Annotated in this window: 21 protein-coding genes, 1 pseudogene and 1 other annotated feature; of the genes and pseudogenes, 18 read left to right on the top strand and 4 right to left on the bottom strand. The window is 57.3% G+C overall.

What is annotated here, in order from left to right:
* Positions 1–3: 3 nt before the first annotated feature.
* Positions 4–144: a 50S ribosomal protein L34 gene (gene rpmH, locus HWQ14_RS05035; protein WP_000831330.1), complete on the bottom strand. Its 141-nt coding sequence runs from the start codon at positions 142–144 to the stop codon at positions 4–6.
* A gap of 601 nt (positions 145–745) precedes the next feature.
* On the opposite strand from rpmH, the gene dnaA reads away from it, so the two are divergent.
* From dnaA to gyrB, 4 genes are read left to right on the top strand one after another with little or no spacing between them, the layout of a single operon-like run.
* Positions 746–2,140 carry a chromosomal replication initiator protein DnaA gene (dnaA, locus tag HWQ14_RS05030; RefSeq protein ID WP_003861124.1) on the top strand — a complete coding sequence of 465 codons (1,395 nt, stop codon included), beginning with the start codon at positions 746–748 and terminating at the stop codon, positions 2,138–2,140.
* Positions 2,141–2,144: 4 nt separating this feature from the next.
* The gene (gene dnaN / locus HWQ14_RS05025; RefSeq protein ID WP_003861122.1) at positions 2,145–3,245 is read left to right on the top strand and encodes a DNA polymerase III subunit beta; all 1,101 of its coding nucleotides are present in this window, start codon (positions 2,145–2,147) and stop codon (positions 3,243–3,245) included.
* Positions 3,245–4,318 carry a DNA replication/repair protein RecF gene (gene recF / locus HWQ14_RS05020; RefSeq protein WP_069733401.1) on the top strand — a complete coding sequence of 358 codons (1,074 nt, stop codon included), beginning with the start codon at positions 3,245–3,247 and terminating at the stop codon, positions 4,316–4,318. Before dnaN ends, recF begins: the two co-directional genes overlap by 1 nt.
* Positions 4,319–4,346: 28 nt before the next feature.
* Positions 4,347–6,758 (top strand): DNA topoisomerase (ATP-hydrolyzing) subunit B, encoded by a 2,412-nt coding sequence (gene gyrB / locus HWQ14_RS05015; protein WP_176609135.1) that lies wholly within the window; start codon positions 4,347–4,349, stop codon positions 6,756–6,758.
* Between the two features lie 33 nt (positions 6,759–6,791).
* Here gyrB and HWQ14_RS05010 read toward each other — a convergent pair whose 3' ends face one another.
* On the bottom strand, positions 6,792–7,727 hold the full coding sequence (locus HWQ14_RS05010; protein WP_176609134.1) for a LysR family transcriptional regulator: 936 nt from the start codon (positions 7,725–7,727) through the stop codon (positions 6,792–6,794).
* A 110-nt stretch (positions 7,728–7,837) separates the two neighbouring features.
* On the opposite strand from HWQ14_RS05010, the gene HWQ14_RS05005 reads away from it, so the two are divergent.
* The 8 genes from HWQ14_RS05005 (at position 7,838) to HWQ14_RS04970 (ending at position 16,074) form a co-directional block, all read left to right on the top strand.
* Complete coding sequence (locus HWQ14_RS05005; RefSeq protein ID WP_176609133.1) at positions 7,838–8,863, top strand: zinc-dependent alcohol dehydrogenase family protein; 1,026 nt, start codon at positions 7,838–7,840, stop codon at positions 8,861–8,863.
* A 115-nt stretch (positions 8,864–8,978) separates the two neighbouring features.
* Positions 8,979–9,791, top strand: a complete 813-nt coding sequence (gene yidA, locus HWQ14_RS05000) for a sugar-phosphatase (RefSeq protein WP_148420360.1) — start codon at positions 8,979–8,981, stop codon at positions 9,789–9,791.
* Positions 9,792–10,017: 226 nt separating this feature from the next.
* Complete coding sequence (gene dgoR / locus HWQ14_RS04995; RefSeq protein WP_003861109.1) at positions 10,018–10,707, top strand: D-galactonate utilization transcriptional regulator DgoR; 690 nt, start codon at positions 10,018–10,020, stop codon at positions 10,705–10,707.
* On the top strand, positions 10,704–11,582 hold the full coding sequence (locus HWQ14_RS04990) for a 2-dehydro-3-deoxygalactonokinase (RefSeq protein WP_176609132.1): 879 nt from the start codon (positions 10,704–10,706) through the stop codon (positions 11,580–11,582). The genes dgoR and HWQ14_RS04990 overlap by 4 nt, the downstream gene beginning before the upstream one ends.
* Positions 11,566–12,183 (top strand): 2-dehydro-3-deoxy-6-phosphogalactonate aldolase, encoded by a 618-nt coding sequence (locus HWQ14_RS04985; protein ID WP_176609131.1) that lies wholly within the window; start codon positions 11,566–11,568, stop codon positions 12,181–12,183. The genes HWQ14_RS04990 and HWQ14_RS04985 overlap by 17 nt, the downstream gene beginning before the upstream one ends.
* Positions 12,180–13,328, top strand: a complete 1,149-nt coding sequence (dgoD, locus tag HWQ14_RS04980) for a galactonate dehydratase (RefSeq protein ID WP_176609130.1) — start codon at positions 12,180–12,182, stop codon at positions 13,326–13,328. The genes HWQ14_RS04985 and dgoD overlap by 4 nt, the downstream gene beginning before the upstream one ends.
* Before the next feature lie 127 nt (positions 13,329–13,455).
* The gene (locus tag HWQ14_RS04975) at positions 13,456–14,793 is read left to right on the top strand and encodes an MFS transporter (RefSeq protein ID WP_176609129.1); all 1,338 of its coding nucleotides are present in this window, start codon (positions 13,456–13,458) and stop codon (positions 14,791–14,793) included.
* A gap of 51 nt (positions 14,794–14,844) precedes the next feature.
* Positions 14,845–16,074, top strand: a complete 1,230-nt coding sequence (locus HWQ14_RS04970; protein WP_209007153.1) for a DUF3748 domain-containing protein — start codon at positions 14,845–14,847, stop codon at positions 16,072–16,074.
* Here the strand turns inward: HWQ14_RS04970 and HWQ14_RS04965 are convergent.
* Positions 16,071–16,403, bottom strand: coding sequence for a YceK/YidQ family lipoprotein (locus tag HWQ14_RS04965; RefSeq protein WP_148420365.1), 333 nt, complete (start codon positions 16,401–16,403; stop codon positions 16,071–16,073). The genes HWQ14_RS04970 and HWQ14_RS04965 overlap by 4 nt on opposite strands.
* Positions 16,404–16,652: 249 nt before the next feature.
* Positions 16,653–16,726, top strand: a sequence feature (ROSE (Repression Of Heat Shock gene Expression) occurs in the 5'-region of heat shock genes and acts as an RNA thermometer to modulate expression.).
* Between HWQ14_RS04965 and ibpA the strand changes: the two genes are divergently transcribed.
* The 5 genes from ibpA to HWQ14_RS04940 all read left to right on the top strand — a co-directional run bounded on the left by ibpA (position 16,720) and on the right by HWQ14_RS04940 (position 20,287).
* Positions 16,720–17,130, top strand: coding sequence for a small heat shock chaperone IbpA (gene ibpA, locus HWQ14_RS04960; RefSeq protein WP_006177605.1), 411 nt, complete (start codon positions 16,720–16,722; stop codon positions 17,128–17,130). Its footprint overlaps the feature before it by 7 nt.
* Positions 17,131–17,266: 136 nt before the next feature.
* Positions 17,267–17,695, top strand: a complete 429-nt coding sequence (gene ibpB, locus HWQ14_RS04955; protein WP_176609127.1) for a small heat shock chaperone IbpB — start codon at positions 17,267–17,269, stop codon at positions 17,693–17,695.
* A 153-nt stretch (positions 17,696–17,848) separates the two neighbouring features.
* Positions 17,849–19,510, top strand: a complete 1,662-nt coding sequence (locus HWQ14_RS04950) for a putative transporter (RefSeq protein WP_176609126.1) — start codon at positions 17,849–17,851, stop codon at positions 19,508–19,510.
* Between the two features lie 92 nt (positions 19,511–19,602).
* Positions 19,603–19,950, top strand: coding sequence for a YidH family protein (locus HWQ14_RS04945; RefSeq protein ID WP_176609125.1), 348 nt, complete (start codon positions 19,603–19,605; stop codon positions 19,948–19,950).
* Positions 19,940–20,287 carry a DUF202 domain-containing protein gene (locus tag HWQ14_RS04940; protein WP_176609124.1) on the top strand — a complete coding sequence of 116 codons (348 nt, stop codon included), beginning with the start codon at positions 19,940–19,942 and terminating at the stop codon, positions 20,285–20,287. Before HWQ14_RS04945 ends, HWQ14_RS04940 begins: the two co-directional genes overlap by 11 nt.
* Before the next feature lie 31 nt (positions 20,288–20,318).
* Here HWQ14_RS04940 and dsdA read toward each other — a convergent pair whose 3' ends face one another.
* Positions 20,319–21,605, bottom strand: coding sequence for a D-serine ammonia-lyase (gene dsdA, locus HWQ14_RS04935; protein WP_176609123.1), 1,287 nt, complete (start codon positions 21,603–21,605; stop codon positions 20,319–20,321).
* Positions 21,606–21,717: 112 nt separating this feature from the next.
* Here dsdA and dsdC point away from each other — a divergent pair.
* Positions 21,718–22,625 (top strand): annotated as a pseudogene (dsdC, locus tag HWQ14_RS04930) (DNA-binding transcriptional regulator DsdC).
* Positions 22,626–22,692 lie beyond the last annotated feature (67 nt).

Below are 22,692 nucleotides of genomic sequence, written 5' to 3'. Positions count from 1 at the left end.
TTATTACTTGGAAACGGTCAGACGAGCGCGGCCTTTAGCACGACGACGTGCCAGAACCTGACGACCATTTTTAGTAGCCATACGAGCACGGAAGCCGTGAGAACGGTTGCGCTTCAGTACAGACGGTTGAAAAGTGCGTTTCATGGCGATTTCTACCTAAACTTGAATAAATTCACTGACTTTTGCGTATACCCGAACGAGTTTCGAACGACTAACGCCTCAGCGTGGGTGATTAAAGAGGCCGGATTGTAATAATTGTACACTCCGGAGTCAATTCTCTTTCCTTATTTCCTGCGTATTTCCGCACTATTTTGCGTGGAAAATGAGCAGCGAACGACGCAGGAAGATGAGCCTCACGCGCCGGGTCGAGGATTATACGGCGTCATCCACAAAGCGCAAGGATCGTCCCGGATCTTCGTTAGATCATTTAAGCCAAAAAAGGTCTGTGCTCATTAAATTTTCCAATATGCGCGCTAAATCGCGGGGCACTCGCGTCAGGATCGTTTACACTTACCCGGTTTCGGATCTTCCTGTGGATAAATCGGGAAGAATCTGTGAGAAACAGAAGATCTCTGTCTCAGTTTAGGCTATGATCCGCGGTCCCGATTGGGATCCCAGGATCCTGGTCAGGATTTAATTGCAGATAGCAATTCGCACGTCCCCCTTTTGCACAGGGTCATGTCGATGTGCGCCAACAATCATGAATATTCAATAGTTTTCTTTTATTGTTCGAGTGGAGTCCGCCGTGTCACTTTCGCTTTGGCAGCAGTGTCTTGCCCGATTGCAGGATGAGTTACCAGCCACAGAATTCAGTATGTGGATCCGCCCGTTGCAGGCGGAACTGAGCGATAACACGCTGGCTTTGTATGCGCCAAACCGTTTCGTGCTCGATTGGGTAAGGGATAAATACCTTAATAACATCAATGGACTGCTGAACGATTTCTGCGGATCAGATGCCCCACAGCTGCGTTTTGAAGTGGGCACAAAGCCGGTCACCCAAACCGTTCGTGAAGTTGTCAATGTGGCAGCCCCTGCTCAGGCGGCGCCCGCTCCTGCACCGCGTGTTGCACCGGCTCGTCAGGGCTGGGATAACGTTCCGGCCCCCGCAGAGCCTACCTACCGCTCTAACGTTAACGTGAAGCACACGTTCGATAACTTCGTTGAAGGTAAATCGAACCAGCTGGCGCGCGCGGCGGCCCGCCAGGTTGCCGATAACCCCGGTGGTGCTTACAACCCGCTGTTCCTTTATGGCGGCACGGGTCTCGGTAAAACGCACCTGCTGCACGCGGTGGGTAACGGCATTATGGCGCGTAAGCCCAATGCCAAAGTAGTGTATATGCACTCCGAGCGCTTCGTTCAGGACATGGTAAAAGCCCTGCAAAACAATGCGATCGAAGAGTTTAAACGCTACTACCGTTCCGTTGACGCACTGCTGATCGATGACATCCAGTTCTTTGCCAATAAGGAACGATCGCAGGAAGAGTTTTTCCACACCTTTAACGCCCTGCTGGAAGGCAATCAGCAGATCATTTTGACCTCGGATCGTTATCCAAAAGAGATCAACGGCGTTGAAGATCGTCTGAAATCCCGCTTCGGCTGGGGCCTGACCGTGGCGATCGAGCCGCCGGAGCTGGAAACCCGCGTCGCGATCCTGATGAAAAAAGCCGACGAGAACGACATTCGCCTGCCGGGTGAAGTGGCGTTCTTTATTGCCAAGCGCCTGCGTTCCAACGTTCGTGAGCTGGAGGGGGCACTGAATCGCGTTATCGCCAACGCCAATTTTACCGGTCGTGCGATCACCATCGATTTTGTGCGTGAAGCGCTGCGCGATTTGTTGGCATTGCAGGAAAAACTGGTCACCATCGACAATATTCAGAAGACGGTGGCTGAGTACTACAAGATCAAAGTGGCAGATTTACTGTCTAAACGTCGTTCCCGCTCGGTGGCGCGTCCGCGTCAGATGGCGATGGCGCTGGCAAAAGAGCTAACCAACCACAGCCTGCCGGAAATCGGCGATGCGTTTGGTGGCCGTGACCATACGACCGTGCTGCACGCCTGTCGCAAGATTGAGCAGTTACGCGAAGAAAGCCACGACATAAAAGAAGATTTTTCCAATTTAATCAGAACATTATCATCGTGACGCTATGAAATTTACCGTTGAACGTGAACATTTATTAAAACCGCTGCAACAGGTGAGTGGCCCATTAGGTGGCCGCCCAACGCTGCCTATTCTCGGAAACCTGCTGCTTCAGGTCGCGGACGGTACGCTGTCGCTGACCGGCACAGATCTGGAAATGGAAATGATCGCGCGCGTTACGCTGACGCAGCCGCACGACGCGGGCGCGACCACGGTTCCGGCACGTAAATTCTTTGATATCTGCCGTGGGCTGCCGGAAGGTGCTGAAATTGCCGTACAGCTGGAGGGCGACCGCATGCTGGTGCGCTCTGGCCGCAGCCGTTTCTCACTCTCCACGCTGCCCGCTGCGGACTTCCCGAACCTGGACGACTGGCAGAGCGAGGTTGAATTTACCCTGCCGCAGGCAACGATGAAGCGTCTGATTGAAGCCACGCAGTTCTCGATGGCGCATCAGGACGTTCGCTACTACTTAAACGGCATGCTGTTCGAAACCGAAGGCGAAGAGCTGCGTACCGTGGCCACCGACGGGCACCGTCTGGCGGTCTGTTCTATGCCGATTGGCGATTCACTGCCAAACCATTCGGTGATCGTGCCGCGTAAGGGCGTGATTGAGCTGATGCGTATGCTCGACGGTGGCGACACGCCGCTGCGCGTGCAGATTGGCAGCAATAACATTCGCGCACACGTGGGTGATTTTGTCTTCACGTCGAAGCTGGTTGACGGTCGTTTCCCTGACTATCGCCGCGTATTGCCGAAAAACCCGGACAAAACGCTGGAAGCGGGCTGCGACATCCTCAAGCAGGCGTTCGCCCGTGCGGCCATTCTCTCTAACGAGAAATTCCGCGGCGTACGTCTGTACGTGAGTGAAAACCAGATCAAAATCACCGCTAATAACCCGGAGCAGGAAGAGGCAGAAGAGATTCTGGACGTCACCTACGCCGGGGCTGAGATGGAAATCGGCTTCAACGTCAGCTACGTGCTGGATGTGCTCAATGCACTGAAATGCGAGAACGTTCGCATTCTGCTGACTGACTCCGTTTCGAGCGTACAGATTGAAGATGCGGCCAGCCAAAGCGCGGCTTATGTTGTCATGCCAATGAGACTGTAATGTCGCTCACCCGTCTGTTGATCCGCGACTTTCGCAATATCGAAAGCGCGGATCTCGCTTTATCCCCTGGCTTTAACTTTCTGGTTGGCGCAAACGGCAGCGGCAAAACCAGCGTGCTTGAGGCCATCTATACGCTCGGCCACGGTCGGGCGTTTCGCAGTTTGCAGATTGGTCGCGTGATTCGCCACGAGCAGGAATCCTTTGTTCTGCACGGGCGTTTACAGGGCGCTGAGCGGGAAACCGCCATCGGCCTGACCAAGGACAAGCAGGGCGACAGCAAGGTACGCATCGACGGCACCGACGGCCACAAGGTGGCGGAGCTGGCGCTGCTGATGCCGATGCAGCTGATTACGCCGGAGGGGTTTACTTTACTCAACGGCGGCCCCAAATACAGAAGAGCGTTCCTCGACTGGGGATGCTTTCACAACGAAGCCGGCTTCTTTAACGCCTGGAGCAACCTGAAGCGTCTGCTTAAGCAGCGTAACGCCGCGTTGCGTCAGGTCACGCGCTACGCCCAGCTGCGCCCATGGGACATGGAATTAATTCCTCTTGCGGAACAAATCAGCCGCTGGCGTGCCGAATACAGCGCGGGTATCGCCGAAGACATGGCCGACACCTGCAAACAGTTTTTACCCGAATTCTCTCTCTCCTTCTCGTTCCAGCGTGGCTGGGAGAAAGAGACGGATTATGCCGAGGTGTTAGAGAGAAGCTTCGAGCGCGATCGCATGTTGACCTACACCGCGCACGGCCCGCACAAGGCGGATTTCCGCATTCGTGCTGACGGCGCACCGGTAGAAGACACGCTGTCGCGCGGGCAGCTAAAGCTCCTGATGTGCGCGCTGCGCCTGGCGCAGGGGGAGTTCCTCACCCGCGAAAGCGGACGACGCTGCCTGTACCTGATAGATGATTTTGCCTCGGAACTTGACGACGCGCGGCGCGGGCTGCTTGCCAGCCGCTTAAAAGCCACGCAGTCGCAGGTTTTCGTCAGCGCTATCAGCGCTGAACACGTTATGGACATGTCGGACGAAAATTCGAAGATGTTTACCGTGGAAAAGGGTAAAATAACGGATTAACCCAAGTTGAAATGAGCGAGAAACGTTGATGTCGAATTCTTATGACTCCTCCAGTATCAAAGTCCTGAAAGGACTGGATGCGGTGCGTAAGCGCCCGGGTATGTATATCGGCGACACGGATGACGGCACCGGTCTGCACCACATGGTATTCGAGGTGGTAGATAACGCTATCGACGAAGCGCTCGCGGGTCACTGTAAAGACATCGTGGTCACGATCCATGCGGACAACTCCGTGTCCGTTACCGATGATGGTCGTGGCATCCCAACCGGTATTCACCCGGAAGAGGGCGTATCTGCTGCGGAAGTGATCATGACCGTTCTGCACGCAGGCGGTAAGTTCGATGATAACTCGTATAAGGTTTCCGGCGGTCTGCACGGCGTAGGGGTTTCCGTAGTAAACGCCCTGTCGCAGAAGCTGGAGCTGGTTATCCAGCGCGAAGGCAAAATTCACCGCCAGATCTACCAGCACGGCGTGCCTGAAGCCCCGCTGGCCGTTACCGGCGATACCGAGAAAACCGGTACCATGGTGCGTTTCTGGCCGAGCCTGGAAACCTTCACCAACGTTACCGAGTTTGAGTACGACATCCTGGCGAAACGCCTGCGTGAACTGTCGTTCCTGAACTCCGGCGTGTCGATTCGTCTGCGCGACAAACGCGACAACAAAGAAGACCACTTCCACTACGAAGGCGGTATCAAGGCGTTCGTTGAGTACCTGAACAAGAACAAAACGCCAATTCACCCGAATATCTTCTACTTCTCCACTGAAAAAGACGGTATCGGCGTGGAAGTGGCATTGCAGTGGAACGACGGCTTCCAGGAAAACATCTACTGCTTCACCAACAACATTCCGCAGCGCGACGGCGGTACTCACCTTGCGGGCTTCCGCGCGGCGATGACCCGTACCCTGAACGCCTACATGGACAAAGAAGGCTACAGCAAAAAAGCGAAAGTCAGCGCCACCGGCGACGATGCCCGTGAAGGCCTGATTGCTGTTGTTTCCGTGAAGGTGCCGGATCCGAAGTTCTCCTCGCAGACCAAAGACAAGCTGGTCTCTTCTGAGGTGAAATCGGCGGTTGAGCAGCAGATGAACGAGCTGCTGAGCGACTACCTGCAGGAAAACCCGTCCGACGCGAAAATCGTGGTGGGCAAAATTATCGATGCGGCGCGTGCCCGAGAAGCGGCGCGTAAAGCCCGTGAAATGACCCGTCGTAAAGGCGCGCTGGACTTAGCCGGCCTGCCGGGCAAGCTGGCTGACTGTCAGGAGCGCGATCCGGCGCTGTCTGAACTGTACCTTGTGGAAGGGGACTCCGCGGGCGGTTCTGCGAAGCAGGGCCGTAACCGTAAGAACCAGGCGATTCTGCCGCTGAAGGGTAAAATCCTCAACGTTGAGAAAGCGCGCTTCGACAAGATGCTCTCTTCTCAGGAAGTGGCGACGCTTATCACCGCGCTCGGCTGCGGTATCGGTCGCGACGAGTACAACCCGGACAAGCTGCGCTATCACAGCATCATCATCATGACCGATGCGGACGTCGACGGCTCGCACATTCGTACGCTGCTGTTGACCTTCTTCTATCGTCAGATGCCGGAAATCGTTGAGCGCGGCCACGTCTACATTGCACAGCCGCCGCTGTACAAAGTGAAGAAAGGCAAGCAGGAACAGTACATTAAAGATGACGACGCGATGGATCAGTATCAAATCGCGATCGCCCTTGATGGCGCGACCCTGCACGCAAACTCCAGCGCGCCAGCGCTGGCCGGCGAGCCGCTGGAGCGTCTGGTCTCCGAGTTCAACGCCACGCAGAAAATGATTGGCCGTATGGAGCGTCGCTATCCGAAAGCGCTGCTGAAGGAGCTGATTTATCAGCCAACCCTGACCGAAGCCGATCTGAGCAACGAGCAGGCCGTGACCCGCTGGGTAAACATCCTGGTGAGCGAGCTGAACGAGAAAGAGCAGCACGGCAGCCAGTGGAAGTTTGACGTTCAGCAGAACGCGGCGCAGCAGTTCGAGCCGATTGTTCGCGTCCGTACTCACGGCGTCGACACCGACTACCCGCTGGAGCACGAGTTTGTGACCGGTCCGGAATACCGCCGTATCTGCACCCTGGGCGAGAAGCTGCGCGGTCTGATCGAAGACGATGCGTTCATCGAACGTGGCGAGCGCCGTCAGCCGGTGGCAAGCTTCGAGCAGGCGCTGGAATGGCTGGTGAAAGAGTCCCGTCGCGGCCTCTCTATTCAGCGTTATAAAGGTCTGGGCGAAATGAACCCGGATCAGCTGTGGGAAACCACCATGGATCCGGAAAGCCGCCGCATGCTGCGCGTTACCGTTAAAGACGCGATTGCAGCGGATCAGCTGTTCACGACCCTGATGGGCGACGCGGTTGAACCACGTCGTGCCTTCATCGAAGAGAACGCCCTGAAAGCGGCGAATATCGATATTTAATCGTTGTTATACTGCACGACTCAGGCCGCGCATTTAGCGCGGCTTTTTTATGGGCGCAGGCATATCCAGCGACAGCACTGACGGTAAACGGCTGGCAAGCGTATCGACAGCAATTCTAACCCTCAGCGGCAGATGCGGCGTCTGTTGCCAGGCTGCATGAACGTCGAAGCGCACGTCCGGTGCCTGCTTTAAAAGCGGGATGAGTTTTCCCTGATGTATTTCTCTGCGGGCCATCCAGCAGGGCAACCACGCAAGGCCGTGTCCGGCCAGCGCAGCGTCGCAGATTGCCTGTAAATCATCCATATTGAGCGATGAGCGGGGAGTAAAGGTGTGCGATCTCCCTTCGCTATCCATCAGTTGCCAGGGTAGCACTCTGCCCGATCGCAGATAGTTAATGGCAGTGTGGTGAGGTAAATCAGCAACGTTTTCCGGCTGGCCGTTCTTCATCAGGTAATCCGGAGCGGCGCACAGCACCATGCGGTGCTCGCCCAGCCTTCTGGCGACCAGCACGCTGCTGTCCTGTAGCGTGCCGTTACGTACCGCCATATCAAAGCCTTCCTCTACCAGATCCACCACGCGATCGCTGAATGACATTTCAAGCTCAAGCCCGGGATGTTCCTGCGTCAGTTCTATCAGCAGCGGCGCGACGCACTGGCGACCAAACAGTACCGGCATGGCGACGCGCAGGCGGCCGCTGACCTGCTGCTTCCCTGTTTCAAGCAGCGACTCCGCGCCCCGAATTTCCTCCAGCGCACGCAGGCAGCGTTCATAAAACAGAGCGCCGTTGTCGGTAAGCCTCTGGCTGCGGGTGGTGCGCTGGAAAAGACGTACGCCCAGCCGCTCTTCAAGGCGGGCGATGCTTTTTCCTACCGCAGAGCGCGACAGGTGCAGACGAACAGCGGCCTGAGCAAAACTTCCCGCCTCAACGGCGGCCACAAAGACAGGAATATCCTTCAGCGTATCGGTCATAGATTGTATCCACTGCGTCATCAATTATGGGAAAAGTTATCGCCACTGGCGACAATGTGTCAACGGTAGACTGTCAGTCCTATAGCTTATTTGATGGCAGGAGAGAAAAAATGACAGAGACAATGCAGCGCTGGTCTATGAACGCCCTCGGGCGCGATAGCCTCAAACTCATTCAGGAGCCGGTGCCACTGCCAGGCCCGGGTGAAGTGCGCGTCCGGGTGAATGCCGTTGCGCTCAACTTTCGCGATAAAATGGTGATTGAAGGCACGATGCCGATTCCGCTTTCCTTCCCGTTCACTCCGGCATCTGACATGGCGGGCGTGGTGGACAGCGTTGGTGAAGGAGTGACGCGGTTCCAGCCCGGCGCTCGCGTTATCTCAACCTTCTTCCCGGAGTGGATCGACGGTAAGCCGCAGGCGGACGCCCGTAATTTGCCCTATAAAACGAGCGGAGGGTACTTCCCGGGGATGCTGGCCGAGTATGTGGTTGTGAAGGAAAGCGCGCTGGTGGCATCCCCGGAGACGCTGAATGACGAAGAGGCCAGCACGCTGCCCTGCGCAGGGCTTACCGCCTGGTTCGCGCTGGTGGAGCGCGGGAACTTGCGAGCCGGACAATCGGTGCTGGTTCAGGGAACGGGCGGCGTGGCGATCTTTGCCCTGCAAATTGCAAAAGCGCACGGAGCGGAGGTGTTTGTCACCTCGGGAAGCGATGACAAACTTGCGCAGGCCAAAGAACTCGGGGCCAGTCAGGGTATTAACCGGCTGAAGGGCGACTGGGCAGAAGATACGCTGGCGCTCACGCAGGATCGCGGCATCGACCATATTATCGAAACCGTAGGTGGGGAGAACCTGAAGCATTCCCTGCGCGCGGTAGCCGTTCACGGGCGTATCTCCGTCATTGGCGTGCTGGCCGGAACGGACATTTCCCTGCCTGCTGGCGAACTGCTGCTGAAATCCCCCGTTATTCAGGGCATTGGCGTGGGGCACCGCCGTGCGCTGGAAGATTTCGTCCGCGCCGTGGATGTGATGGAACTCAAGCCCGTGATTGAGCATCGCTACCGCTTTGATGAACTTGAACAGGCGCTTGAACATCTGGATCGCGGTGCGTTTGGTAAAATCGTCCTTACCCGCAAGTAAGTTGTCGTTCCCCAGGATAAGCGTAAAAGGGGTGTTTCCGTTGCGCAATGTAGCTCTATTTTTGTGTGCTTAATCGCGTTAGCATGAGGTAGCACTCATTCATCCTGGGGAACACATGGCTATCAAACTCATTGCAATCGATATGGACGGCACGCTGCTGCTGCCTGACCACACCATCTCTCCCGCCGTTAAAAACGCGATCGCCGCCGCCCGCGAAAAAGGCGTGAACGTGGTGCTGACCACTGGCCGCCCGTATGCCGGGGTGCACAGCTACCTGAAAGAGCTGCACATGAATCAGCCGGGCGATTACTGCATCACGTATAACGGCGCGCTGGTACAAAAGGCCGCAGATGGCAGCACGGTGGCACAAACTGCGCTGAGCTACGATGACTACCTGTTCCTTGAAAAACTCTCCCGCGAAGTGGGCTCCCACTTCCACGCGCTCGATCGCACTACGCTGTATACCGCTAACCGCGATATCAGCTACTACACGGTGCATGAATCCTACGTTGCGACCATCCCGCTGGTGTTCTGCGAAGCGGAAAAAATGGACCCGGCGACGCAGTTCCTCAAAGTAATGATGATCGACGAGCCGGCGATTCTGGACAAAGCCATCGCGCGCATTCCTGCAGAGGTGAAAGAGAAATACACCGTGCTGAAAAGCGCGCCGTACTTCCTCGAAATCCTCGATAAACGCGTCAATAAAGGCACCGGCGTGAAGTCGCTTGCCGATGCGCTGGGCATCAAGCCTGAGGAGATTATGGCGCTGGGCGACCAGGAGAATGACATCGCGATGATCGAGTATGCGGGCATGGGCGTGGCGATGGATAACGCGATCCCGTCGGTGAAAGAAGTGGCGAACTTCGTCACCAAATCTAACCTGGAAGACGGCGTGGCTTACGCGATTGAGAAATTTGTCCTGTCCTAGCAGTTGCCCGTAATCATCAGCCTCGGTTATCAACCGGGGCTTTTTTTGGCCCTGAATTTATTGAATTGTTCTTTTTGTGATCTGGATTGTAGTACAACATTAAATGATTGTACTACATTATCGTCACGGCAAAGGCGAAAGGCTTCACGTTTGTACTGCAAAAGTGAGGCGAAATTCAGCGGTCGCGGTAAAGTAGTGATGGACTTACAGAGCACAAGGACTCTCCATGACACTCAATAAAACCGATCGCATTGTCATCACGCTGGGCACTCAGATTGTGGGTGGTAAATACGTTCCCGGTTCGCCGCTGCCGGCGGAGGCCGAACTTTGCGAAGAGTTTGAAACCTCGCGCAACATCATCCGGGAAGTGTTCCGCTCGCTGATGGCGAAGCGGTTGATTGAAATGAAGCGCTATCGCGGCGCGTTTGTCGCGCCGCGCAACCAGTGGAACTACCTCGATACCGATGTCCTGCAGTGGGTGCTGGAAAACGACTACGACCCGCGGCTTATCGGCGCGATGAGTGAAGTGCGAAACCTGGTGGAACCGGCCATCGCCCGATGGGCAGCGGAGCGCGCAACGTCAGGCGACCTGGCGCAGATTGAGTCGGCTTTAAACGACATGATCGCCAATAACCAGAACCGGGAAGCGTTCAACGAGGCGGATATACGCTATCACGAGGCGGTATTGCAGTCGGTGCATAACCCGGTGTTACAGCAGCTTAGCGTGGCGATCAGCTCGCTACAGCGAGCGGTATTTGAACGTACCTGGATGGGCGATGAGGCCAACATGCCGAAAACGCTCCAGGAACATAAAGCGCTGTTCGATGCGATACGGCATCAGGACGGCGATGCGGCAGAGCAGGCGGCTCTCACCATGATTGCCAGCTCAACACGAAGGTTGAAGGAAATCACATGACATCACGCTACATCGCAATTGACTGGGGATCGACCAACCTGCGCGCCTGGCTGTACCAGGGCGAGCAGTGCCTGGAAAGCAGGCAATCAGAGGCGGGCGTGACGCGCCTGAACGGTAAATCCCCGGAGGCGGTGTTAGCAGAGGTGACGCAAGACTGGCGCGACGGCGCTACGCCGGTGGTGATGGCGGGAATGGTCGGCAGTAACGTGGGCTGGAAGGTTGCCCCCTATCTGCCTGTTCCGGCCCAATTTGCCGCCATTGGCGAGCAGTTAACGTCCGTTGACGACAATGTCTGGATTATTCCCGGCCTGTGCGTCTCTCGCGACGATAACCATAACGTGATGCGCGGCGAAGAGACACAGCTGCTCGGCGCGCGCGCTCTCTCTCCCTCTTCCGTCTACGTTATGCCCGGTACGCACTGCAAATGGGTGCAGACCGATGCCGGGCAAATTCATGATTTTCGCACCGTAATGACCGGCGAATTACACCATTTGCTGCTTAAGCATTCGCTGGTGGGCGCCGGTTTACCTGAGCAGGTTCCGTCGCCGGAGGCGTTTGCCGCCGGGCTTGAGCGTGGGATCGCCTCCCCTGCCGTTTTGCCACAGATTTTTGAGGTTCGCGCTTCGCACGTGCTGGGAAATCTCCCGCGCGAGGAGGTTAGCGAATTTTTGTCCGGCCTGCTGATTGGCGCGGAAGTCGCCTCCCTGGCCGACGCGTTCGCCGGGCAGCAGACCATCACCCTCGTCGCGGGCTCATCGCTGACGTCTCGTTACCGGCAGGCGTTTCGCGCCGTCGGTCGGGATGTTGCTGCGGTGGAAGGCGACACGGCATTTCAGGCAGGAATAAGGAGCATCGCTCATGCAGTGGCAAACTAGTCTTCCCCTTATCGCAATTTTACGCGGCATTACGCCCGATGAGGCGCTTGCCCACGTCGGCGCGGTTATCGACGCCGGTTTCGACGCGGTGGAAATCCCGCTCAACTCCCCGGAATGGGAAAAAAGCATTCCGGCCGTGGTGGATGCGTTTGGTCATAAAGCACTGATTGGCGCGGGAACCGTGTTACAGCCGGAGCAGGTGGACAGGCTGGCGAAGATGGGCTGCAAACTCATCGTCACCCCCAACATCAACCCCGAGGTCATCCGCCGGGCGGTGGGCTACGGCATGACCGTCTGCCCGGGATGCGCTACGGCTACCGAAGCCTTTACCGCTCTCGATGCGGGCGCGCAGACGCTCAAAATTTTCCCGTCGTCGGCCTTTGGCCCGGATTACATCAAAGCGCTGAAAGCGGTCTTACCCGCCAGCGTGCCGGTCTTTGCCGTGGGCGGCGTAACGCCAGAAAACCTGGCGCAGTGGATGAAGGCAGGCTGCGCGGGCGCTGGGCTGGGCAGCGATCTCTATCGCGCCGGACAGTCCGTGGAGCGTACCGCGCAGCAGGCGGCAGCATTTGTGAAAGCGTATCGAGAGGCAGTGCAATGAAAATAACCAAACTCACCACGTACCGTTTACCCCCGCGCTGGATGTTCCTGAAGATCGAAACCGATGAAGGCGTGGTTGGCTGGGGCGAGCCGGTGATTGAAGGCCGCGCGCGCACGGTTGAGGCCGCCGTGCATGAGCTGGGGGAATACCTGATTGGTCAGGATCCGGCACGCATCAACGACCTGTGGCAGGTGATGTACCGGGCGGGCTTCTACCGCGGCGGCCCGATTCTGATGAGCGCCATCGCCGGTATCGACCAGGCGCTGTGGGATATCAAAGGCAAAGTGCTGAATGCCCCGGTCTGGCAGCTGATGGGCGGCCTGGTGCGCGACAAAATCAAGGCCTACAGCTGGGTAGGCGGCGACCGTCCGGCAGAGGTGATCGACGGCATACACAAGCTGCGCGGCATCGGGTTCGATACCTTTAAGCTCAACGGCTGCGAAGAGATGGGTATTGTCGATAACTCCCGCGCCGTAGACCGGGCGGTGAATACCGTGGCGCAAATCCGCGAGGCCTTCGGCAACGAGATTGAGTTTGGCCTGGACTTCCACGGACGCGTCAGCGCGCCGATGGCTAAGGTGCTGATCAAAGAGCTGGAGCCGTATCGCCCGCTGTTTATCGAAGAGCCGGTGCTGGCCGAGCAGGCAGAGTACTACCCGAAACTGGCAGAACAGACGCACATTCCAATCGCGGCGGGTGAACGCATGTTCTCGCGCTTCGAGTTTAAACGCGTGCTGGAGGCGGGCGGCGTTGCGATCCTGCAGCCGGATCTCTCCCATGCGGGCGGCATCACAGAATGCTACAAAATTGCCGGCATGGCGGAAGCCTACGATGTTGCGCTGGCGCCGCACTGTCCGCTCGGGCCGATTGCGCTGGCGGCCTGCCTGCACGTCGACTTTGTCTCCCGTAATGCGGTGTTCCAGGAGCAAAGCATGGGTATTCACTATAACAAGGGCGCGGAGCTGCTCGACTTTGTGAAAAACAAAGAAGACTTCAGCATGGAAGGCGGTTTCTTTAAACCGTTAACGAAGCCGGGCCTTGGCGTGGAAGTTGACGAAGCCAAAGTCATTGAGCTGAGTAAAAATACGCCGGACTGGCGTAACCCGCTGTGGCGCCATGAGGATGGCAGCGTAGCGGAATGGTAAATGCGCGTCATACTTCGCGCTGGTGATGCGTTGGCTGCGTTTTCTTACCCCAGCACGAATTATTTAGCGCATTCTGTTTACGTTTTTAATTAAAAAAACCAAATACACCCTCTGTAAATTACAGGGCATGGTGAGCGGCTTCGCTATGCCCAAAATCTGGAGACAGATTGCGATGGATATTCCAGTTACTGCTACAAAGACCGGGCGTCGCCGCTACCTGACGCTAATTATGATTTTTATTACCGTGGTCATTTGCTATGTAGACCGCGCCAACCTTGCCGTGGCATCGGCCCATATTCAGGAAGAGTTTGGGATCACCAAAGCGGAAATGGGCTATGTCTTTTCGGCGTTTGCCTGGCTTTATACGCTCTGCCAGATCCCCGGCGGCTGGTTCCTGGACCGCGTGGGGTCGCGTCTGACCTACTTCATCGCCATTTTAGGCTGGTCCGTGGCGACCCTGTTCCAGGGCTTCGCGACCGGGCTGATGTCGCTGATTGGCCTGCGCGCCATCACCGGGGTGTTTGAAGCGCCGGCGTTCCCGACCAACAACCGCATGGTGACCAGCTGGTTCCCGGAGCATGAACGTGCCTCTGCCGTGGGCTTCTACACCTCCGGGCAGTTTGTTGGCCTGGCGTTCCTGACGCCGCTGCTAATCTGGATCCAGGAGCTGCTGAGCTGGCACTGGGTGTTTATCGTCACCGGCGGGATCGGCATTATCTGGTCGCTTATCTGGTTTAAGTTTTATCAGCCGCCGCGTCTGACCAAAAGCATTACCAAAGCCGAGCTGGACTACATCCGCGACGGTGGCGGTCTGGTGGACGGCGATGCCCCGGTGAAAAAAGAGGCGCGTCAGCCGCTGACCCGCGCGGACTGGAAGCTGGTCTTCCATCGTAAGCTGGTGGGCGTGTATCTGGGCCAGTTTGCGGTCACGTCGACGCTGTGGTTCTTCCTCACCTGGTTCCCGAACTACCTGACCCAGGAGAAGGGGATAACCGCGCTGAAGGCGGGCTTTATGACCACCGTGCCGTTCCTGGCGGCCTTCTTCGGGGTGCTGCTTTCGGGCTGGCTGGCGGACAAGCTGGTGAAAAAAGGTTTCTCACTGGGCGTTGCGCGTAAAACGCCGATTATCTGCGGGCTGCTGATCTCTACCTGCATCATGGGCGCTAACTACACCAACGATCCGGTATGGATTATGACCCTGATGGCGGTGGCGTTCTTCGGAAACGGTTTTGCCTCCATCACCTGGTCGCTGGTGTCGTCTCTGGCGCCGATGCGTCTGATCGGCCTGACCGGGGGCGTGTTCAACTTCGTAGGCGGTCTGGGCGGGATCACCGTGCCGCTGGTCATCGGCTACCTGGCGCAGGACTACGGCTTTGGTCCGGCTCTGGTCTACATCTCCGCCGTGGCGCTAATCGGGGCGCTCTCCTATATCCTGCTGGTGGGCGACGTGAAACGAGTAGGCTAATCCCTTCGGATGTTTTACCCTGATGCGAAAACCGCGCATCAGGGTACGTCCATGAAACAAATCACCTTCGCTTCCCGCAACCACCAGCTCACCAATACCAATACCTGGACACCGGACAGCCAGTGGCTTGCTTATGATGTGCGCCCGTCAGGCGCGTCGTTCACCGGTGAAACCATCGAGCGGGTAAACGTCTTTACGGGCGAGGTTGACGTGATCTACCGGGCCACTGACGGCGCGCACGTTGGCGTGGTGACCGTTCATCCGGCACAGGAGAAATACGTTTTTATCCACGGCCCGAAAAACCCGGACGCAGAGTGGCAGTATGATTTTCATCATCGTCAGGGGGTGATTGCGCACAATGGCCAGGTGAGCAACCTTGATGCGATGGATATCACCGCGCCTTACACGGCCGGCGCGCTGCGCGGCGGCAGTCACGTCCACGTCTTCAGCCCGAACGGGCAGTTCGTCAGCTTTACCTATAACGACCACGTGCTGCACGAGCGCGATCCGAAGCTGGATTTGCGTAACGTCGGGGTGGCAACGCCTTTTGGCCCGGTGCACCCGCAGGGAAACCATCCACGGGAATACGCCGGCACCTTCTGGAGCGTGCTGGTGAGCCGCACCACGCCGGATCCAAAACCGGGCAGCGATGAGATCGGCCGCGCCTATGAAGAGGGCTGGGTGGGCAACGGCAGGCTGGCGTTTATTGGCGATACCCTGTCTGCGAAAGGCGAAAAGGTACCCGAACTGTTTATTGTCGATCTGCCCCAGGACGAGCAGGGCTGGAAGCGGGCGGGCGATGCGCCATTGCAGGGAACGCCGGAAACCATGCCCGCGCCTCCTGCGGGCATAACGCAGCGCCGCTTAACCTTCACCCATCAGAAGGCGTATCCGGGGCTGGTTAATGTGCCGCGTCACTGGGTGCGCAGCAACCCGCAGGGGACGCAGATTGCGTTTTTAATGCGCGACGATAGCGGCGTTGTACAGCTGTGGCTTATCGCACCTGATGGCGGCGAGCCGCGCCAGTTAACCCACAATGAGAGCGACATTCAGTCGGCGTTCAACTGGCATCCTTCCGGCAACGCGCTGGGTTTTGTGCTTGAAGGCCGCATTGCCTGCTGCGATGCGCGGACCGGTGAGGTCACGTTTTTGACGTCCGATCATGGCAACCCGCCGTCTGCTGACGCCGTCGTGTTTTCGCCGGACGGGCGTTTTATCGCGTGGATGGAGGATAAAGCGGGTTTCCGCCAGCTGTGGCTAACGGAAACCGCACGGGACTAGCGTGGAGGCATCGCGGCGGGCGGAATGACGGAGTTGGTCGCCAGATTTTCCTGCTCGCTTTTCTCCACGCGCGAGCGCACGGAGCTGTCGGTGCGGAACATGTCCCACGGCAGCAGAAGCGTATCGGCAACCGCAGTAAATGGCATATCAAGAATCGCCAGAGATTTGGTGCCCCAGTTCGTCTCATCGTCAGAGATCATTGCGGCGCTGGCGCGCGTCCCTGGATATGTTCCTTCTTTACCGCCGGTGTGAGACATCACGCTCGAACACCCGCAAAGTAAAACAACCCCGCTGAACGTCGCCAGCTTAATCAGAACATTTCTCATCATCACTCAGTCATCATTATTAGCACGGCATTGACCTGCAACTCAGGGTTATAGCGAGGCTGGTACAAAATGGACAGCGCAAAACGTCCGCACTGTGGAGGCCATCGCAATTTAACCCTTTGTGCTGTTGCCCCTGAGTCTATGCGACAACCAGCAAAGTGCAAAAAAATCTCACATAAATACGCTTGAAAAGCCCGTAACCAGACCCATTTTAAGAATGTAACCCGATAACGAACGCGCCTGATGGGTGTTCGGGGAAACAGAAGCCTGTCCATGGTGGAAGGCTAAATTTTCTCGCTGATTTCAGGAGTTTTAATCTATGCGTAATTTCGATCTCTCTCCGCTATACCGTTCTGCCATTGGTTTCGATCGCCTGTTCAACCACTTAGAAAACAATCAGAGCCAGAGCAACGGCTATCCTCCCTACAACGTTGAACTGGTTGACGAAAACCACTATCGCATCGCGATCGCTGTTGCCGGTTTCGCAGAGAGCGAACTGGAGATCACCGCGCAGGATAACCTGCTGGTGGTGAAAGGCTCCCATACGGCCGAGCAGAAAGAACGTACCTACCTTTACCAGGGCATTGCCGAGCGCAACTTTGAACGCAAGTTCCAGCTCGCTGAAAACATTCACGTTAAAGGCGCGAACCTGGTCAACGGCCTGCTGTTTATTGAACTGGAACGTGTGATTCCGGAAGAGAAAAAACCGCGCCGTATCGAAATCAACTAATTGTGCGGGTCGCGAAAGCGGCCCATCTGAAACTGCTTGCCGTAACGGGAGCATATGCGAATCCATAAGGATTTGCAGGAACAATTGTGCACAAAATTAAACTGTGCCGAACTCGCTTCTCAGAAGGAGATTTAGTATGCGTAACTATGATTTTTCCCCTCTGCTGCGTCAGTGGATTGGTTTTGACAAACTGGCTAACGCCCTGCAAAGCGCGACCGAACAGCAGACGTTTCCGCCGTACAACATCGAAAAAAGCGACGATAACCACTACCGCATCACGCTTGCGCTGGCCGGATTCCGTCAGGAAGATCTCGACATTCAGCTTGAGGGCACGCGCCTGACCGTGAAAGGGTCGCCGGAAAAACAGGAAACCGAGACCAAATGGCTGCACCAGGGGCTGGTAACTCAGCCGTTTAGCCTGAGCTTTACCCTGGCAGACCATATGGAAGTTTCCGGCGCGACGTTCACTAACGGGCTGCTGAACATCGATCTTACCCGTAACGTGCCGGAAGCCATTGCGCCCCAGCGCATCGCCATTAGCGAGCGTCCGGCGCTGAACAGCTAATAGCTGTGTCACACTAACCCTCTCCCCCAGGGAGAGGGTGAAAAGTTAAAGCCCTGCCCCGGCAGGGCTTTTTTGTGCGCCATCGCCCATACAGCCGCCGCCAGCTCTGAGAGAATCCTTAGTATACCTATGGTTATACACAGGAAGTGGATCATGAGTGATATCGCGTTAACCGTCAGCGTGTTGGCCCTTGTCGCGGTAGTGGGGCTGTGGCTGGGGAATATCAAAATCCGCGGCGTCGGGTTTGGCATCGGAGGAGTGCTGTTTGGCGGGATTTTCGTCGGCCATTTTGCCGACCAGCTTGGGTGGGTGCTCAGCGCCGATATGCTGCATTTCATCCAGGAGTTCGGCCTGATCCTCTTTGTGTATACCATCGGTATTCAGGTGGGCCCGGGTTTCTTCGCTTCGCTGCGCGTCTCCGGTTTACGGCTCAACCTCTTTGCTTTCGGCATTGTCGTGATGGGTGGGCTGGTCACCGCCATTCTGCATAAGCTCTTTGCCATCCCGCTGCCCGTGGTGCTGGGCATCTTCTCCGGGGCCGTCACCAACACGCCCGCGCTCGGGGCGGGGCAGCAAATTCTGCGCGATTTGGGTATCCCTTTCGACGTCGTCGATCAGATGGGCATGAGCTACGCCATGGCCTATCCGTTCGGCATCTGCGGCATTTTGCTCTCGATGTGGCTGGTGCGCGTGCTGTTTCGCGTTAACGTTGAGCAGGAGGCAAAGGACCATGAAAGCACGCCGACCAACGGCCATACGCTGATCAAAACCATAAACATCCGCGTCGAAAACCCTAACCTTAATAATATGGCGATTCAGGACGTACCCATCCTGAACAGCGCAACCATTATCTGCTCGCGGCTGAAACGGGATGAAACGCTGATGGTGCCCTCGCCCGGCACCCTTATTCAGCACGGCGATCTCCTGCACCTGGTAGGACAGCCGGCGGATTTAAACAACGCGCGGCTAGTGATTGGCCAGGAGGTGGATACCTCGCTCTCTACCCGCGGTACGGACATGCGCGTGGAGCGCGTGGTGGTCACCAACGAGAAAGTGTTAGGTAAGAAAATCCGCGATTTGCAGGTAAAAGAGCGCTATGACGTCGTGATCTCCCGGCTTAATCGCGCCGGCGTCGAGCTGGTTGCAAGCCAGGATGCCAGCCTGCAGTTTGGTGATATTCTCAACCTGGTCGGGCGTCCGGCCTCCATTGATGCGGTGGCGGACATGGTGGGCAACGCGCAGCAGAAGCTTCAGCAGGTGCAGATGCTGCCGGTATTTATCGGCGTCGGGCTTGGCGTCATGCTTGGCTCCATTCCGCTGTACGTGCCCGGCTTCCCGGTTGCGCTCAAGCTGGGTCTGGCGGGCGGACCGCTGATAATGGCGCTGATCCTTGGGCGTATCGGCTCCATCGGTAAGCTTTACTGGTTTATGCCCCCGAGCGCTAACCTGGCGCTGCGCGAGTTAGGCATTGTGCTGTTCCTGGCGGTGGTAGGGCTGAAATCGGGCGGCGATTTTGTTGATACCCTGGTGAACGGCGACGGGATCAGCTGGGTAGGATACGGCATTTTTATCACCGCTATCCCGCTGCTAACGGTCGGGATACTGGCGCGAACGTTCGCTAAAATGAACTATCTGACGCTGTGCGGCATGCTGGCGGGCTCGATGACCGACCCGCCCGCGCTGGCTTTTGCAAATAATCTGCACGCCACCAGCGGCGCGGCGGCGCTGTCGTATGCCACGGTCTATCCGCTGGTGATGTTCCTGCGCATCATCACCCCGCAGCTACTGGCGGTGTTGTTCTGGGGAATAGGCTAATTTCGCTGACCGGCATCGCCCGATGCCGGTCTCCTTGTCCCTGCCAATTTACGCTATGCTGAAGCCTGCCCGCAGCAAGACAAGGAGCCTTCATGAAACTTTCCCGCCTCGGTAAAGCACCGGACTATCGCTTCTCTCTGGCAAACGAGCGTACCTTTTTAGCGTGGATCCGCACGTCGCTGGGCTTTCTGGCCGCAGGCGTTGGGCTTGACCAGCTCGCTCCCGATTTTGCTACCCCGCTGATCCGCGAAGTTCTCGCCCTGCTGCTGTGCCTGTTTGCGGGCGTACTGGCGATTTATGGCTATTTGCGCTGGCTGCGAAATGAAAAGGCGATGCGACTGAAGCAGGATCTCCCCTATACGCGAGGCCTGCTCATCATCAGTACGATACTGCTGGCCGTCGCTGGCGTAGTGATGGTGCTGGTGTTCTATGCCGGATAGCCGCAAAGCGCGCCGCGAAGCCGATCCCGGCCTGCAGCCGGAGCGTACCTCGCTCGCGTGGTTGCGGACCCTGCTGGGATATGGCGCGCTCATCGCCCTGGCGATAAAGCACAACTGGCACCGCACGGGAGGGCCATTCTGGATCGCGCTGGTGGTGCTGGCGCTGGTGGCCCTCATTTTATGGCGCTACACCCGCAGCCGTAACCTGATGGATGTGGCCCAAAGCGATTTTGTGCAGCCGAAAGCCGTGCGGGACAAGTTCCTGATCGCGCTGGCGGTATTGTTGCTGTCACTGCTGTTTGCGGTGACGCATATTCAGCAAATAGTGAGCCTGTAAGCCCGGTGGCTATGCCTTACCGGGCCTGCGATTATCGGCCTTTTGCTAAATATTTCGCCATCTCACCTTCCGGCACCATGCCGCCGCCGGTTGCCCATACCAGATGGGTAACGCCGGCATCAGACTGCACGCGCAGCGGCCCGGCCATCCCCGCCAGCGCCGACGGCTCCAGACGGATCCCCTCCTCCTGTGCCAGCCAGCCGAGCATGTCGTACATGCTTTGATCGGACAGGGTATAGAACCCGTCAAGCAGGCGCTCCATCGCGCGGCCGACAAAACCGGACGCCCGACCTACCGCCAGCCCGTCAGCCGCCGTGACGTTGTCGATGCCCAGATCCTGCACGGCGATCTCGTCATGCAGGCCGGTATAAACCCCCAGCAGCATGCACGGCGAGTGGGTCGGCTCGGCAAAGAAGCAGTGCACGTTATCGCCAAAAGCCAGCTTGAGGCCAAACGCCACGCCGCCCGGGCCGCCGCCAACGCCGCACGGCAGATAGACGTTCAGCGGATGCTCCGCATCCACCACGCGCCCCTGTGCGGCAAACTGCGCCTTCAGGCGCTCGCCCGCCACCGCATAGCCCAGGAACAGGGTGCGTGAATTCTCATCGTCAATAAAGAAGCAGTTCGGATCGCTTTCCGCTGCTTTACGACCCTGCTCCACCGCCACGCCGTAATCCTGCTCGTACTCCACGACGGTCACGCCGTGGCCGCGCAGCCTGGCCTTCTTCCACTCGCGGGCGTCGGCAGACATATGCACCGTCACCCTAAAGCCAATGCGCGCGCTCATGATCCCGATGGACATCCCCAGGTTGCCGGTTGAGCCTACCGCAATGCTGTACTGGCTGAAGAAGTCCTTAAAGCGCGGCTCCAGCAGGATGCTGTAATCGTCTTCCACGCTCAGCAACCCGGCTTCCAGCGCCAGCTTCTCCGCGTGGGCCAGCACCTCATAAATGCCGCCGCGCGCTTTAATCGAGCCGGAGATCGGCAGATGACTGTCTTTTTTTAGCAGCAGCGTGCCGGGAACGGATTTGCCAGATTCTTTCTCCAGCCGCGCCTGCATTGCCGGAATGGCGACCAGCTCAGATTCAATAATCCCCTTCGTGGCGGCCGTCTCCGGGAAGGCTTTCGCCAGATACGGCGCAAAGCGGTTAAGGCGAGCGTGCGCGTCGTCCACGTCGGCTTTGGTCAGCCCGACGTAGGGCAACCCTTCGGCAAGCGTGGTGGTTTTCGGGTTAAGCCAGGTGGTCTCTTTCAGGGCAATCAGGTCCTCAACCAGAGGAAACTGTGCGGTTAACGCGTTGATCGTTGCGCTTTTCATCGTCCATCTCTTCGCAAGGGGTTTCATCCGGTATTAAGCAAAAAAAAGAGGCGTACTGACAAATGATATAAATTACGTTTCAGGTGAACCAGATTGAACCAACCACGAAGAGATGAGGGCGATGGAGGAAGATAAGCGACGGCTAAACGGCTGGCAGCTGTCAAAAATGCACACCTTTGAAGCGGCGGCCCGGTATGAATCTTTTGCGCTGGCAGCCGCTGAGCTGTCCCTGACACCCAGCGCGGTGAGCCACCGCATAAGCCTGCTGGAAGAGGAGCTGGGCATTCAGCTGTTATCCGCTCGCACCGTAAGGTGGAGCTGACGCAGGAGGGAAAGCGCGTTTACTGGACCCTTAAATCGTCCCTCGACACCCTGAATCAGGAGATCCTGGATATTAAAAACCAGGCGCTCTCCGGCACGCTGACGGTCTATTCACGGCCGTCTATCGCCCAGTGCTGGCTGGTACCCATGCTGGGCGACTTTACCCGCCGCTACCCGTCGATTTCGCTCACCGTCCTGACCGGCAATGATTACGTTAACATGCAGCGAACGGGGATCGATCTGGCGCTCTACTTCGACGATACGCCGCCAAACCACGTCTCCCATCACTTTTTGATGGACGAAGAGATTTTGCCCGTCTGCTCGCCGACGTATGCCCGCGAGCATGCGCTGCTGGAAAACCCGGCGCAGCTCGGCCACTGCACGCTGCTGCACGACCGCCAGGCCTGGAGCAATGATACCGGCACGGATGAATGGCTAAGCTGGGCGCAGCATTTTGCGGTGAATATGCCGCCATCGTCGGGGATGGGTTTCGATCGCTCAGACTTAGCGATTACCGCGGCCGTTAATCACCTGGGCGTGGCGATGGGCAGAAAGCGGCTTGAGCGGGGCGAGCTCATTGCCCCGTTTGGCAGCAAGGCTCTCAAATGCCATCAGCACTATTACATCTCCACGCTTCCCGGCCGCCAGTGGCCGAAAATCGATGCCTTTATCGGCTGGCTGAGGGAGCTGGCAGGCTGAAGAATTATTACGCTTTGGCGCTACACCAAATGTGAAAAAGCGTGCTAAATACAGGTAATGCTATTGA

It is taken from the genome of Enterobacter cloacae, assembly GCF_013375935.1.
Classification (GTDB): Bacteria; Pseudomonadota; Gammaproteobacteria; order Enterobacterales; family Enterobacteriaceae; genus Enterobacter; species Enterobacter pasteurii.
This window is presented reverse-complemented; position numbering and strand designations above follow the sequence as displayed.